Annotated in this window: 9 protein-coding genes and 1 pseudogene; 6 read left to right on the plus strand and 4 right to left on the minus strand. The window is 62.2% G+C overall.

Features of this window, described 5'->3' with window-relative positions; genetic code table 11:
- Positions 1–25 precede the first annotated feature (25 nt).
- A complete protein-coding gene (locus tag AB4O22_RS27715) occupies positions 26–1,960 on the plus strand; it encodes an acetyl-CoA hydrolase/transferase C-terminal domain-containing protein (RefSeq protein WP_223566539.1) in 1,935 nt (644 codons plus the stop codon).
- Between the two features lie 107 nt (positions 1,961–2,067).
- Here the strand turns inward: AB4O22_RS27715 and AB4O22_RS27720 are convergent, their stop codons facing one another.
- Both AB4O22_RS27720 and rep read right to left on the minus strand, forming a co-directional pair.
- A complete protein-coding gene (locus tag AB4O22_RS27720; protein WP_003206836.1) occupies positions 2,068–2,640 on the minus strand; it encodes a xanthine phosphoribosyltransferase in 573 nt (190 codons plus the stop codon).
- Between the two features lie 70 nt (positions 2,641–2,710).
- Positions 2,711–4,720 carry a DNA helicase Rep gene (gene rep, locus AB4O22_RS27725; protein WP_013694550.1) on the minus strand — a complete coding sequence of 670 codons (2,010 nt, stop codon included), beginning with the start codon at positions 4,718–4,720 and terminating at the stop codon, positions 2,711–2,713.
- Between the two features lie 272 nt (positions 4,721–4,992).
- Between rep and AB4O22_RS27730 the strand changes: the two genes are divergently transcribed.
- Entirely contained in the window at positions 4,993–6,663 is a 1,671-nt protein-coding gene (locus AB4O22_RS27730) for a putative bifunctional diguanylate cyclase/phosphodiesterase (RefSeq protein WP_460097613.1), read from the plus strand.
- 111 nt (positions 6,664–6,774) lie between these two features.
- Here the strand turns inward: AB4O22_RS27730 and AB4O22_RS27735 are convergent, their stop codons facing one another.
- Entirely contained in the window at positions 6,775–8,166 is a 1,392-nt protein-coding gene (locus AB4O22_RS27735) for a NorM family multidrug efflux MATE transporter (RefSeq protein WP_460097614.1), read from the minus strand.
- A 158-nt stretch (positions 8,167–8,324) separates the two neighbouring features.
- Between AB4O22_RS27735 and AB4O22_RS27740 the strand changes: the two genes are divergently transcribed.
- The 4 genes and pseudogenes from AB4O22_RS27740 (at position 8,325) to AB4O22_RS27755 (ending at position 12,859) form a co-directional block, all read left to right on the plus strand.
- Positions 8,325–9,245 (plus strand): LysR substrate-binding domain-containing protein, encoded by a 921-nt coding sequence (locus AB4O22_RS27740; RefSeq protein ID WP_003206829.1) that lies wholly within the window; start codon positions 8,325–8,327, stop codon positions 9,243–9,245.
- A gap of 344 nt (positions 9,246–9,589) precedes the next feature.
- Positions 9,590–10,504, plus strand: a pseudogene (locus tag AB4O22_RS27745) (Cache 3/Cache 2 fusion domain-containing protein); the annotation flags it as partial.
- Positions 10,505–10,684: 180 nt separating this feature from the next.
- Positions 10,685–11,407 (plus strand): methyl-accepting chemotaxis protein, encoded by a 723-nt coding sequence (locus tag AB4O22_RS27750; protein ID WP_375538591.1) that lies wholly within the window; start codon positions 10,685–10,687, stop codon positions 11,405–11,407.
- 237 nt (positions 11,408–11,644) lie between these two features.
- On the plus strand, positions 11,645–12,859 hold the full coding sequence (locus AB4O22_RS27755; protein WP_003206824.1) for an aldose 1-epimerase family protein: 1,215 nt from the start codon (positions 11,645–11,647) through the stop codon (positions 12,857–12,859).
- Positions 12,860–12,865: 6 nt separating this feature from the next.
- Here the strand turns inward: AB4O22_RS27755 and AB4O22_RS27760 are convergent, their stop codons facing one another.
- Entirely contained in the window at positions 12,866–14,359 is a 1,494-nt protein-coding gene (locus tag AB4O22_RS27760) for a YifB family Mg chelatase-like AAA ATPase (RefSeq protein ID WP_223472062.1), read from the minus strand.
- Positions 14,360–14,386 lie beyond the last annotated feature (27 nt).

Genomic DNA, 14,386 nt, shown 5'->3' on the forward strand with positions numbered 1-14,386 from the left:
TTCATGGAATGTCCAGGAGGGTCCGATGGTGCAGTTGTGTTCAATCGAACAGGCGGTGGATGACGTGCTCGAGCGCCTGCCCGCGCATATTCACCTTGGCATGCCCCTGGGGCTGGGCAAACCCAACCTGTTCGCCAACGCGCTGTACCGGCGCATTGCACAATTGCCCGAGCGACAGCTGACCATCTACACGGCCCTGAGCCTGGGCCGACCTAAACTGGGCGATGGTCTGCAGAAGCGCTTCCTCGAGCCCTTTGTCGAACGGGTCTTCGGCGACTATCCCGAACTGGATTACCTGGCCGACCTGCATCAGGACAGCCTGCCGCCCAACATTCGGGTCGAGCAGTTCTTCATGCAGCCCGGCAGCCTGCTGCACAGTGCCTCGGCCCAGCAGAACTATGTCAGCAGCAACTACAGCCATGCCGCCCGGGACATCAACGCCGCCGGCTTGAACCTGGTGGCGCAACTGGTGGCGAGCGATCCTGAGCATCCGGATCGCCTGAGCCTGAGCTGCAACCCGGACATCACCCTCGACCTGCTGCCGATGATCGCCAAGCGGCGGGCGGCCGGGGAGACCATCCTCCTGGTCGGCCAGGTGCACAACGATTTGCCCTACATGCCCGGCGACGCGGAAGTCGGCATCGACGCTTTCGACCTGTTGATCGACGAGAAGGACAGCCACACGTTGTTTTCCACGCCGAACATGCCGGTGGGGTTCCAGGATCATCTGATCGGCCTGCACGCCAGTACCCTGGTGCGCGACGGCGGGACGCTGCAGATCGGCATCGGCGCCATGGGCGATGCGCTGACGGCGGCGCTGCTCGCACGCCAGGCCGATAACGCCGGTTACCAGGCGTTGCTGGCGGACCTGAACCTTAGCCAGTGGGCGCAACTGATCGAGCGTGAAGGTGGGGTCGAGCCGTTTGCCAAAGGGCTGTACGGTTGCAGTGAGATGTTCGTCAACGGTTTGCTGGTGCTGGCCGAGGCCGGAATCATCCGGCGCAAGGTCTACCCCGACGTTCCGACCCAGGAGCGGGCCAACGCCGGCACCCTCGACGAGGCGGCGCAACCCGACGGCATCTGCATACACGGCGGATTCTTCCTCGGGCCGCGCAGTTTTTATGAGCGCCTGCGCGAGTTGCCGCAAAGCCGCCTTCTCGAATTCAACATGACGCGCATCAGTTACATCAACGAGCTGTACGGCCAGGAACAGCTCAAGCGCCTGCAGCGCCTCGACGCCCGCTTCATCAACACGGTCTTCACCATGACCCTGATGGGGGCCGGGGTGGCCGATCAACTGGAAGACGGGCGGGTGCTCAGCGGCGTGGGCGGGCAGTACAACTTCGTTGCCCAGGGCCATGCGCTGGAGGGCGGGCGTTCGATCCTGCTGCTGCGCAGTTGGCGTGAGGCCGGGGGCGAGATCAGCTCGAATATCGTCTGGGAGTACGGCCATTGCACGATTCCCCGGCACTTGCGCGACATCGTGGTGACCGAGTACGGCATTGCCGACCTGCGAGGCAAGACCGACGCCGCGGTGATCGAGGCGTTGCTGAACATCAGCGATTCACGCTTCCAGCCCGGGTTGATCGAGCAGGCGCAAACCGCCGGCAAATTGCCGAAGGATTTCCGCCTCGATCCGCGCTTCGCCGACAACACATCGGAACGCTTGCAGGCGATCCAGGCACGCCATCCGAACCTGTTTCCCGAATACCCCCTGGGGTGTGATTTCGATGAGGTCGAGCGGGACCTGTTGCGGGCGCTGAACTGGCTCAAGAGCAAGTTCAAACTCACCGAGATCCTGGAATTGGGCAAGGCCGCGCTCGATGCGCCGGAGCCATGGGAGTTTGCCGGGCATCTGGAGCGGATGCAGCTGGCCAGCCCTGAAGGGCTGAAGGATGAGTTGTTTCAACGGTTGCTGCTGGCGGGGCTCAAGGCGACTGCGCCTTGGCGACCCACCTGAAACCCCTGTGGGAGCGAGCTTGCTCGCGATAGCGGTGAATCTGGTACACAAAATGTGTCTGACAGACCGCCATCGCGAGCAAGCTCGCTCCCACAGGAGGCACAGGGTCAGTCGATAAAGGTCACGACCCCACCGGCCAACGACTTCACCCGCGCCAGGGATTCAACCCGATAGCCCTGGGCATCCAGTTCCGCACGACCGCCCTGGAATGACTTCTCGATCACGATCCCCAGCCCGGCGACGGTGGCGCCGGCCTGCTTGATGATAGAGATCAGCGCCTGGGAGGCTTTGCCGTTGGCCAGGAAGTCATCGATGATCAGCACCCGGTCGCTGCTGGTCAGGTGACGCGGGCTGATGGCGACGGTGCTTTCGGTTTTCTTGGTGAACGAATACACGGTGGCCGACAGCAGGTTTTCCGTCAGGGTCAGGGACTGTTGCTTGCGGGCGAAGATCACCGGTACGCCCAGGTTCAGCCCGGTCATGATCGCCGGGGCAATCCCTGAGGCTTCGATGGTAACGATCTTGGTGATGCCCGAGTCCTTGAACAGCGCGGCAAATTCATCGCCGATCAGCTTCATCAACTGCGGGTCGATCTGATGGTTCAGGAACGCGTCGACTTTCAGGACCTGATCGGAAAGCACGATACCTTGCTCGCGAATTTTCTGGTGCAGGGCTTCCATGAAGCCTCCTCTGGTGACGCCTTCAGCGTCTGGATTGGGTAAACAACCTGGTGAAAAAAAGTAGTCGATTCTAACGCTTCAACATCGCGCGTATATCGGCCAGGGCACTGTTGCCACGAACGACTTTGACTTCCGTCGGCGTGTCGTCGTTGCCTTCCCAGGCCAAGTCATCCGGCGGCAGTTCATCGAGAAAGCGGCTGGGGGCACAGTCGATCACTTCGCCGTATTGCTTGCGCTTGGCGGCGAAGGTGAAGGCCAGCGTCTGGCGGGCCCGGGTAATCCCGACATAGGCCAGGCGCCGTTCTTCCTCGATGGTGTCGGCCTCGATGCTGGAGCGGTGCGGCAGGATTTCTTCTTCCATGCCCATGATGAACACATAGGGGAATTCCAGGCCCTTGGAGGCGTGCAGCGTCATCATCTGCACACCTTCGGCGCCGTCTTCCTCTTCCTGCTGGCGCTCGAGCATGTCGCGCAGCACGAGTTTGCCGATGGCGTCCTCGACCGTCATGTCGCCGTCTTCGTCTTTTTCCAGAGTGTTCTTCAACGCCTCGATCAGGAACCAGACGTTGCTCATGCGGTAGTCGGCAGCCTTGTCGCTGGAGCTGTTGGTGCGCAGCCAGTTCTCGTAGTCGATGTCCATCACCATGCTGCGCAGCGCCGAAATCGGATCTTCCCCGGCGCACTGTTCGCGAACCTTGTCCATGAAGCGCTTGAAGCGCGCCAGGCGGTCGGTGAAGCGGCTGTCCAGATGTTCGCCCAGGCCGATTTCGTCGGTGGCGGCGTACATCGAGATCTTGCGTTCGGTGGCGTAGTTGCCGAGTTTTTCCAGGGTGGTCGAACCGATTTCCCGGCGCGGCACGTTGATCACCCGCAGGAAGGCGTTGTCGTCATCCGGATTCACGATCAGGCGGAAGTAGGCCATCAGGTCCTTCACTTCCTGGCGTCCGAAAAAGCTGTTGCCCCCCGACAGGCGATAAGGGATCTGGTGATGCTGCAGTTTCAGCTCGATCAGCTTGGCCTGGTAGTTGCCGCGGTACAGGATCGCAAAATCGCTGTAAGGCCGGTCGGTGCGCAGGTGCAGGCTGAGGATTTCCATGGCCACGCGCTCGGCTTCGGCGTCTTCGTTGCGGCAACGGATCACGCGGATCTCGTCGCCGTGGCCCATCTCGCTCCACAGTTGTTTCTCGAACTCGTGGGGGTTGTTGGAAATCAGCACGTTGGCACAGCGCAGGATGCGGCTGGTGGAGCGGTAGTTCTGCTCCAGCATCACCACTTTGAGCGACGGATAGTCTTCCTTGAGCAACATCAGGTTTTCCGGCCGCGCGCCGCGCCAGGCATAGATCGACTGGTCGTCGTCGCCTACCACGGTGAACTGGTTGCGCGTACCGATCAGCAGCTTCACCAGCAAGTACTGGCTGGCGTTGGTGTCCTGGTATTCGTCCACGAGCAGGTAGCGGACCTTGTTCTGCCATTTTTCGAGAATGTCGGCGTGGTCCTGGAACAGTTTGACCGGCAACAGGATCAGGTCGTCGAAATCCACCGCGTTGAACGCCTTGAGCGTGCGCTGGTAGTGGGTGTAGACGATGGCGGCGGTCTGCTCCTTGGGGTTGCGGGCGTTTTCCAGGGCCTCGGGCGGCAGGATCAGGTCGTTTTTCCAGGCGCCGATCATGTTCTTGATCTCATCCACGCCGTCGTCGCCCGAGTATTCCTTCTGCATGATGTCGGTCATCAGGGCCTTGACGTCGGTCTCGTCGAAAATCGAGAAGCCCGGTTTGTAGCCCAGCCGCGCGTGTTCCTTGCGGATGATGTTCAGGCCCAGGTTGTGGAAGGTGCAGACCGTCAGGCCGCGGCCTTCGCCAGCGCGCAGCAGGCCGCCGACCCGTTCCTTCATTTCCCGGGCGGCTTTGTTGGTGAAGGTCATGGCGACGATGTACTGGGCGCGGATGCCACAATTCTGGATCAGGTGCGCGATCTTTCGGGTGATTACGCTGGTCTTGCCGGAGCCTGCACCGGCGAGCACCAAAAGAGGGCCGCCGACATAGTTCACGGCTTCTTGCTGCCGGGGATTGAGTCGGGACATGACAGAGTCAGGGAGTCGTTTGCGAAATGGGCCGGCATTTTAACAGGCTCTGAGAATTGTGCTGCTCTGTCCGACTTGTGACGCACAGCGCATTGTCATTTGCCGCTTCTGTTACTTTCACGCAGGATGTGGGGCCAATTGCGTCCAGCGCAGGATTTGAGGGGAAAAAAACCACCAAAACCGCGTGTTTGAGAACCATTGGCATTGGTCATTGCCCATCGGCGCGTCATAATGCCCGGCGCCTACCACCTTGCAGAGTCTAGGGAGTCAGCTTGTCAACGCCTGTCGAACCCTTGCGTTTGCTGTTATTGGCCCAAGAGCCTGCGTGGTCAGCAATATTGCGCGAGTGCCTGGCGCCCTTGGGGCCCTCGGTCGTGTTGATCAGCGCCCCGAACTGGGAGTCAGTCAGCAGCCTGTTCGAAGATAATCGCAACGCGGTGTTGCTGACCGTTGCGGCATTGCAGCCGGCGCCGGGCCGTTGCAGCCTGCCGACGATCCTGTTGCTTGAGCACGAGCCGGCGGTTGCCCCCGACGGTGTCAGCGACTGGTTGGTGCGCGATGTTCTCGACAGTGCGACCCTGCGTCGTTGCCTGCGCCATGTGCGCGAACGCGGCGTGCTGGAAAACACCTTGCAGCGCCTCGCCGAACAGGACCCATTGACGGGCATCGCCAATCGCCAGGGTTTCCAGACGCTGCTGGCGGCGCGCCTGGCGGAAAACGACGGCCGTGGCCTGGCGCTCGGTCACCTGGACCTGGACAACTTTCGTCACGCCAACGACGCCCTCGGCCACCAGGCCGGTGACCGCTTGATCCTGCAAGTGGTGTCGCGGCTCAAGGGCTCGCTCGAGGCCGGCGATCAATTGGCGCGGTTGGGCAGTGATGAATTCGCCCTGCTGATCGACACCCGCCGCGCACCACAGCGGGCCGAGTGGATGGCCGAGCGTATTACCGAAGCCTTGGCCGAACCCTATTGGGTGGACGGTGAAAGCCTGCTGATCGGCTGCAGCCTGGGCGTTGCCCACGCTCGCGCGCAGGCCGGTGCCGATCCGCTGATGTGGCACGCCCACATCGCCATGCAGCAGGCCAAGAGTACCCAGGGCTGCACCTTTCATATCTTCAACGAGCGCATCAATCGCAATGCCCGCAGCCTCGCCGATCTGGAAAGCGAGCTGCGCCGGGCACTGCGCCGTGACGAGCTGGAACTGCATTACCAGCCACGGCTGAATCTCGATGGCGGCCACATTGTCGGTCTCGAAGCGTTGGTACGCTGGCGTCACGGCGAACGTGGCTTGCTGCCACCGAGTGAGTTCGTGCCGTTGGCCGAACAGAGCGGCCTGATCGTGCCGCTGGGCTATTGGGTGATTTCCCGGGCGCTGCGGGACATGCAGGCGCTGCGCGAGCGGGGGCTGGCGCCGTTGCACATGGCGGTCAACCTGTCGTTCCGACAGTTCCAGGACAGCCAGCTGCTGTCGACCTTGAGCCGGCTGATTGCCGAGCGCGGTGTCGAGGCGCAATGGCTGGAGTTCGAACTCACCGAAACTGCCGTCATGCGCCGCAGCGAACTGGTCAAGCAGACCATGGATGCCCTGGGCCGCCTGGGAGTGCGCTTCTCCCTGGACGACTTCGGCACCGGCTTCTCCTCGTTCGTGCATCTCAACAGCCTGCCGATCGCCTTGCTCAAGATCGACAAGAGCTTCGTCGGTGGCATGGAGCAGCGCGAAGAGAACCGCAAACTGGTGCACGCGATGATCAACCTGGCGCACAACCTCAACCTGGAAGTAGTGGCCGAAGGTGTGGAAACCCAGGAGCAACTGGACCTGCTACGCGGCTTCGGTTGCGATCAGGTGCAGGGTTTCCTGATCAGCAAGCCGTTGCCGTTGCCGGAGTTGGTTGAGTACTTGACCTTCGAAGGTGATCAGCAATCGATGCTGGAAATCAGCTGACACAAAACCCTGTGGGAGCGAGCTTGCTCGCGATGGCGATAGGTCTGTCCCATTTATTTTGACGGACACACCGCTATCGCGAGCAAGCTCGCTCCCACAGGGGGATACATCTCAATCGGCCTGGATGGCCTCGAAACGCCGCCCGGGCTCACTGCGAATCATCCGCTTCATCTTCCATTCAAACGCCGCTGTCAGGCTCACGGCCGCGCAGGCCAGCCCCAGGGCCAGGCCCCACCAGACGCCGGTCGGGCCCCAATTCAGGTGAAACGCCATCCACCACGCCGCCGGCGCGCCGATCAGCCAATAGCAACCCAGGCCCACCAGGAAGGTGGTCTTGGCGTCCTTGAGCCCGCGAATGCAGCCCATGGCGATGGTTTGCGTGCCATCGAACAGCTCGAACCACGCCGCCACGGCCAGCAGGCTCACGGCCAGGTTGATCACCTCGCGGAACGCCGGGTCGTCGTGGTCCAGGAACAAGCCGATCAATTGATGGGGCAGCAGCCAGAACACCATGGCGAACGCCAGCATGGCGGCCGCGCCAAAGCCAATCCCGACCCGACCCGCCAGGCGTGCCATCAGCAGTTGCCCGGCACCGTAGTGCTGGCCGATGCGCATGGTGATGGCGTAGGACATCCCGGCCGGCACCATGAACGCCACCGAGACGATTTGCAGCGCGATCTGGTGGGCTGCCAACGGCGTGCTGCCCATGGTGCCCATGCACAGCGCGGCAAACGCAAACAGCCCGACCTCCACCGCGTAGGTGCCGCCAATCGGCAGGCCCAGGCGCCACAGTTCCTTGAGGTACTGGCGATTGGGTCGCGACAGACCGTCGAGCAATGGATAGGCACGGTAGGCCGGGTGCCGATGGATATGCCAGGCCAGCGCCAGGGCCATGCAGTTGGCGACGATGGCCGTGACCAGGCCGATTCCCATCAAGCCGAGTTTCGGCAGGCCGAACATGCCGGTGATGAGCGCGTAGTTGAGCAGGAAGTTGGCCACCGTCCCGCCAAGGCTGATCACCATGACCGGTGTGGCCCGGCCGATGGCGCTGGTGAAGCCGCGCAGGGCCATGAAGCTCAAATAGCCGGGCAGGGCGAACGGCAGCGCCAACAGGAACTGTCCGGCGGACAGCACGTTGGTTTCGGTCTGGCCGAACATCAGCAGCACTGGCTTGAGGTTCCACAACAGCAACCCGGCCATCAGCGCCATCAGCCAGGCCAGCCACAGTCCGGCCTGGGTCAGCCGGGTGGCGCCTTCGACATCGCCTGCGCCCTGGCGGATCGCGACCAGGGTGCCCACCGCGGCGATCACGCCGATGCAGAAGATCGACACGAACGAATAGGTGGCCGCCCCAAGCCCGCCGCCGGCCAGGGCTTCGGGGCTCAGGCGCGCCATCATCACGGTGTCGGTGAGCACCATCAGCATGTGCGCCAACTGCGAGGCAATCAACGGCCCCGCCAGCCGCAGGATGGCCCAGAGTTCAGTACGCACTGGATGCTGCATGATCATCACGCTCCATGTTCAAACAAGGCGGTAAAGCAACGATTCTCGGCGCTCTCGGCGGATTGCACAAAGGGATAAAAAAGATCGCTGGCATGATTAAAACTCATGCTGGAGGCGTTTCTGGTAGGGTTTGCAAACAACGCCATGGAGCTTTTGCGATGTCTCGTCGTCTTCCTCCTCTTTATGCGCTGCGGGCATTCGAAGCCGCGGCGCGCTACAGCTCGTTCACCCGCGCCGCTGAAGAGCTGTCGATCACCCAGAGCGCCGTCAGCCGGCACATTCGCACGCTGGAAGATCACTTTGCCTGTCGGCTGTTCCTGCGCAGCGGCCGCAACCTGCAATTGACCGAGGCGGCGCGGTTGCTGTTGCCGGGCGTACGTGAGGGCTTCATGGCGCTGGAGCGGGCCTGTCACACTTTGCATGGCGAGGATGGCATCCTGCGCATGAAGGCGCCTTCCACGCTGACCATGCGCTGGTTGTTGGCGCGCTTGAGTCGCTTCCGGCACTTGCAGCCTGGCAACGAGGTACAACTGACCAGTGCCTGGATGGACATCGATTCAGTGGACTTCAACGTCGAGCCCTTCGATTGCGCCGTATTGCTGGGCAACGGGCATTTTCCGGCGGACTGGGAAGCCAGCTTGCTGTTTCCCGAGGAATTGATCCCAGTGGGCGCGCCGAACCTGTTGAACGACCAGCCCTGGGATGTGGCGCGGTTGGCCAGCGCTGAACTGCTGCACCCCACGCCCGATCGCCGGGACTGGCGCAATTGGCTGCAACGCATGGGCCTGTCCGACAAGGTCTCGCTCAAGGGGGGGCAGGTGTTCGATACCCTGGAGCTGGGCATGATCGCGGCCGCACGTGGCTATGGGGTCTCCATGGGTGATCTGTTGATGGTGGCCGAGGATGTCGCCCAGGGACGCCTGAGCCTGCCATGGCCGACGGCTGTCGCCAGCGGTGAACACTATTATCTGGTCTGGCCGAAAACCCGACCGGGAGGTGAACGTTTGCGCCGGCTTAGCGACTTTCTCCAGGGTGAGGTGAAGGCCATGCAATTACCCGACGTGCAGCGTTTGGGCTGAAACGTTGCAGTTGGTGTGCTAGCCACTTGGCATTAATCCTTGCGAACCGCTCAAGTATTTGGCTTTGCCGCCGAATTTGTGAGGATGGAACCTTCGTGCAGAAAGGGCCAACTTACACCTCATTCGAAAAATGCCGAGCGTGCGAGCGTGATCAGGATGATCCGGTCTCTCGGCCAGGAGCCGTCATGTCTCAACCCCGTGCCCGGATCGCCTCACAGCTAGGCCTTGCCCTCGCTGTGATATTGGCGGTCGTGATCTCCGGCAGTACTGTCTTTGCCCTGCGTTCGCTGGACGCTGCCAACCTCGCCACCCGTGAAGAACACCTGGCCAGCGAAGCGCGCCTGATGGCCGATCAGCTCAATACCTTCCACAGCACCCTGCGCGAGAGCACCCAGCGGTTGGCCGGTCTGTTCGAGAAGCGCTTCAGCGCGGGCCTGAGCGTGCATCCGGACCAGCCAGTGACGGTGGCGGGCGTACAAACCCCAGGCTTGAGCCTGGGCAGCGAAGTGTTGAACAACAACTTCAAGGAAGTGGATGACTTCAAAACGATGACCGCCGGGGTTGCCACGGTTTTCGTGCGCAGTGGCGACGACTTCATCCGCGTCAGCACGTCATTGACCAAGCAGGACGGTACGCGGGCCATTGGTACTGTGCTCGACCGCGCCGGCCCTGCCTATGGTCCGGTGGTCAGCGGGCAGAGTTACATTGGTCGAGCCTTGCTGTTCGGACGTTACTACATGTCGCAGTACACGCCTGTACGCGACAGCAGCGGCAAGATCATTGCCGTGCTGTACGTAGGCTTCGACTACACCGATGCGCAGAACACGCAGTTCGAGAACCTCAAACGGTTCCGCATCGGCCAGACCGGTTCCCTGGCGCTGTTGGACGAACAAAACAAGTGGCTGGTGCCACCGGCCGGCGTCCAGGCGCTGGACCAGGCAAGCACGACCATCGTTGGCCTGGTCAAGAAACCGGGCAAGGGCGCGTTCTGGACCGATACCGCCGAAGACTTCTACAGCGTTGCCGTACCGTTCGAAGGTGGGCCGTGGGCGGTGGTGGCGAGCATGCCCAAAACCGAGATTCGCGCCGTGACCTGGAGCGTCGGTACGCAACTGGCCATTGGCAGCCTGCTGGCGATGTTGTTGGCGGTCGGCTCGGCGATGTGGTTGCTGCGCAGCAAACTGGCACCGCTCGGCGATCTGGTACGCCAGGCCGAAGCCTTGGGCGCCGGTGACCTGAGCGTGCGCCTGAACGTGTCCAGCCATGATGAGATTGGTCAGTTGGCCCGTGCCTTCAACCAGATGAGCCAGGCCTTGTCGACCATGGTCGAGCACATCCGCAAGGCCTCCCAGGAGGTCAACAGCCGTGCCCAGGCGCTGTCCGGGTTGTCCAGCGGGGCGTATGAAGGCATGGAACAGCAATCCGGCGAAATCACCAGTATGGCCGGCGCAGTGGAAGAGTTCAGCGCAACCTCGTTGAACATTGCCGACAACATGGGCAACACCGAGCGCCTGGCCCAGGAAAACGCCCAGCAAACCCGCATTGGCCGGACCTCGATGGACGAAGCATCGTCATCCCTGGAACAAATTGCCGGTGCGCTGAACAGCACGGCCACGGTCATCAATACCTTGGGCCAGCGTTCCCAGGAAATCGGCGGCATCGTGGGTGTGATCACCTCGATCGCCGAGCAGACCAACCTGCTGGCCTTGAACGCCGCCATCGAAGCTGCCCGCGCAGGCGAGCAGGGCCGTGGTTTCGCCGTGGTGGCCGATGAAGTCCGCAGCCTGGCTTCTCGCACCCGCCAGGCCACTGACGAAATTTCCAGCATGATCAACAGCATCCAGCAGGAAACCGGCAATGCCATCAGCACGATGGAGCAGGGCAACCTGTTGATGCAGGAAGGCCTGTCGCGCAACGCCAACGTGGCCACGGCCCTGGCCCGCATCGACGAGCAAAGCCGCTCGGCCGGTCAGCAATTTGCGGCGATCACCACCGCCACCCAGGAACAAAGCAGCACCGCGACCCTGCTCAGCAGCAACCTGCAAAGCATCGCCATGGCCAACAGCGAACAGCGCCAAGTGGTCTCGAACCTGGCACTCACCGCCAAGGAACTGGAAAAGCTGGCCCAGGACCTGCGCCAAGAGGTTGATCGGTTCCGCTGAGGCGTCCCGTCACGAGCAAGTTCACCCGCACCCCTGTGGGAGCGAGCTTGCTCGCGATGACGGCTTCCCGGCCAACATCATCTCAATCTGACCCACCGCTATCGCGAGCAAGCTCGCTCCCACAAAAGCTACCACCCTGGTGTCGTTTCTTTTTTAGGAATATTGCTGTTTTTAAGCTTGCTGAAACGTTTCTTCAAGTCTATAAAAACCGCACAACTCCAATAAAAGGTCGTGACCATGACTCCGCTCAAACTCCTCATCACCCTTGGCGCCTTGGGCGCTGCCTCCCATGCGATGGCTTGGGACTACGTCCTGCTGGATACGGATAAAGCCGCTCAACCCTGGCAAATCACCAGCCAGCAACTCGGCGTGAAGACCGGCAAACCCTTTTCCGTGACGATGCGCACCCTGCACGGCGGCCGCCAGGAAGGCGTCAGCATCGTCGACATCGACAATGGCACCCTGAAGCTGTCAGTCGTACCGACCCGTGGCATGAACGTGCTGCAGGCTTCGGTCGGGAATGTGCGCATGGGTTGGGATTCGCCCGTCAAGGAGGTGGTCAATCCGGCGTTCATCGAACTCAACGGCCGAGGCGGGCTGGGCTGGCTCGAAGGTTTCAACGAGCTGGTCACCCGTTGCGGCTACGAGTGGGTCGGCCATCCCGGCATGGACAACGGTGAGCTGCTGACCCTGCATGGCCGCGCCGCCAACATTCCAGCCAACAAAGTCACGTTGCACATTGATGAAAAACCGCCTTACGCCATCACCCTGCGCGGCGAGTTGAAGGAGCAGGCGTTCAAGAAGGTCGACTTCTCGGTGCAGACCGAACTGGTCACCGAGCCCGGCAGCGTGACGTTCGCGCTCAGCGACACGCTGACCAACAACGGTGACTATCCGAAGGAGTACCAGGCGCTCTACCACAGCAACTTCAGCACGCCGTTCCTGGAGCAGGGCGCCCGTTTCGTGGCACCGGTCAAGCAGGTCTCGCCGTTCAACGACAAGGCCAAGGGCGATTTGTCCGATTGGCAAACCTACCGGGGTCCCACCAAGGATTACGACGAAACCGTCTACAACGTCGTGCCATACGCCGACGCCAAGGGCGACACACTCACCGTGCTGCACAACAAGGCCGGTAGCCTCGGTGTGTCAGTGGGCTTCAACACCAGCACGCTTCCGGTGTTCTCCCTGTGGAAAAACACCGACACCCAAGGCCAGGGCTACGTGACCGGTCTGGAGCCAGGCACCAGTTTTTCCTATAACCGTCGGTATCAGCGCCCCTTGGGTCTGGTCCCCACCATCGCACCGAAAGAACACAAGCAGTTCCAGATCCACTACAGCCTGTTGGCGGACAAGGGCGCTGTGGATAAGGCCCTCAAGCGCATCGATACCATCCAGAACGGTCAGAAAACCGAGGTGCGGGAAACGCCGTTGGTGGACCTGAGCAAACCATAAGGCGGTTCAGGAGCTAGTCGGCCGATACTGCAGTGCTTCGGCCAGATGTTCGCGGCGGATACACGCCGCTTGCTCCAGGTCTGCCAGCGTCCGGGCGACCTTGAGCAAGCGGTGGGCGGCGCGCAACGACAGGGTCAGCCGTTCGCAGGCGGTTTCCAGCCAGGTTTCATCGGTTGTGGATAACTTGCAATGCTGACGCAACCCCGGCAAATCGAGGAAGGCGTTGGCGCAGCCCTGGCGTCTATGCTGACGCTCCCGGGCCTCGGCCACCTGCTCGGCGACCGTGGCTGTATCGTCTCCGGATTCTCTCCTGGGGTTCAACGCCGTTGCTTCCCGGGCGACGGTCAGGTGCAGGTCGATGCGGTCCAGCAGCGGGCCGGAGAGTTTGTTGCGGTAGCGCTGCACCATGTCCGGTGTACAGCAGCAGCGGCCGCTGGGTTCGCCAAGATATCCACAGGGGCAGGGGTTCATCGCCGCCACCAACTGGAAGCGCGCCGGGAAGCGTACTCGGTCACGGGCGCGAGAAACCACGATGTGCCCAGATTCCAGCGGCTCTCTCAGGACCTCCAGCACCCTGCGGTCGAATTCCGGCAGTTCATCCAGAAACAGCACGCCATGGTGGGCGAGGGTGATCTCTCCCGGTTGCGGTTTTGACCCGCCACCCACTAGCGCGGGCCCGGAAGCCGAATGGTGCGGCTGTCGAAATGGACGCTGCGGCCAATGACTCAACGGCACGCAACTGGCCACCGACTGGATGGCCGCGACCTCCAGCGCCTCACTCTCGGCCAGCGGTGGCAACAGCCCCGGCAGGCGGCTCGCCAACAGCGTCTTGCCGGTGCCCGGTGGCCCGCTGAACAACAGGTTATGAGCCCCCGCGGCGGCAATCAGCAAGGCCCGCTTGGCTCCGGCCTGGCCTTGTACTTCGTTCAAGTCGGGGTAGGGCTTGCTGGCCGAAAGCAGCCCATTGGAAACGAAAGGCTCGACCGGTGTGTGCCCATTGAAGTGCGCGACCGCTTCGAGCAGATGGTCCACGGCGATCACCTTCAACCCCGAGGCCAGGCAGGCCTCCTCGGCATTGGCCCGCGGTACCACCAGGATGCGCCCGGCCTTGCGCGCCGCCAGCGCTGCGGGCAATACCCCGCGCACCGGTCGTACCGCGCCGGACAATGCCAGTTCACCAAGGCATTCCACGTCATCCAGCGTCAGGGTTGGCACCTGCACGCTGGCCGACAGGATCCCCAAGGCGATGGCCAGGTCGAAGCGCCCGCCGTCCTTTGGCAGGTCCGCCGGCGCCAGGTTCAGGGTGATGCGCCGTGCCGGGAAATTCAGCCCCGAATTGATGATCGCGCTGCGCACCCGATCCTTGCTTTCCTTCACCGCCGCCTCCGGCAGGCCAACCATCGTCAGCGACGGCAAGCCATTGGCCAGGTGGACTTCAACGGTAACGGCAGGAGCCTCGACCCCTACTTGGGCGCGACTGTGGACGATGGCAAGCGACATGAATCGTTCCTTGAGTGAATAGGGCGC

The sequence above is a fragment of the Pseudomonas sp. S3_B11 genome (genome assembly GCF_054667715.1).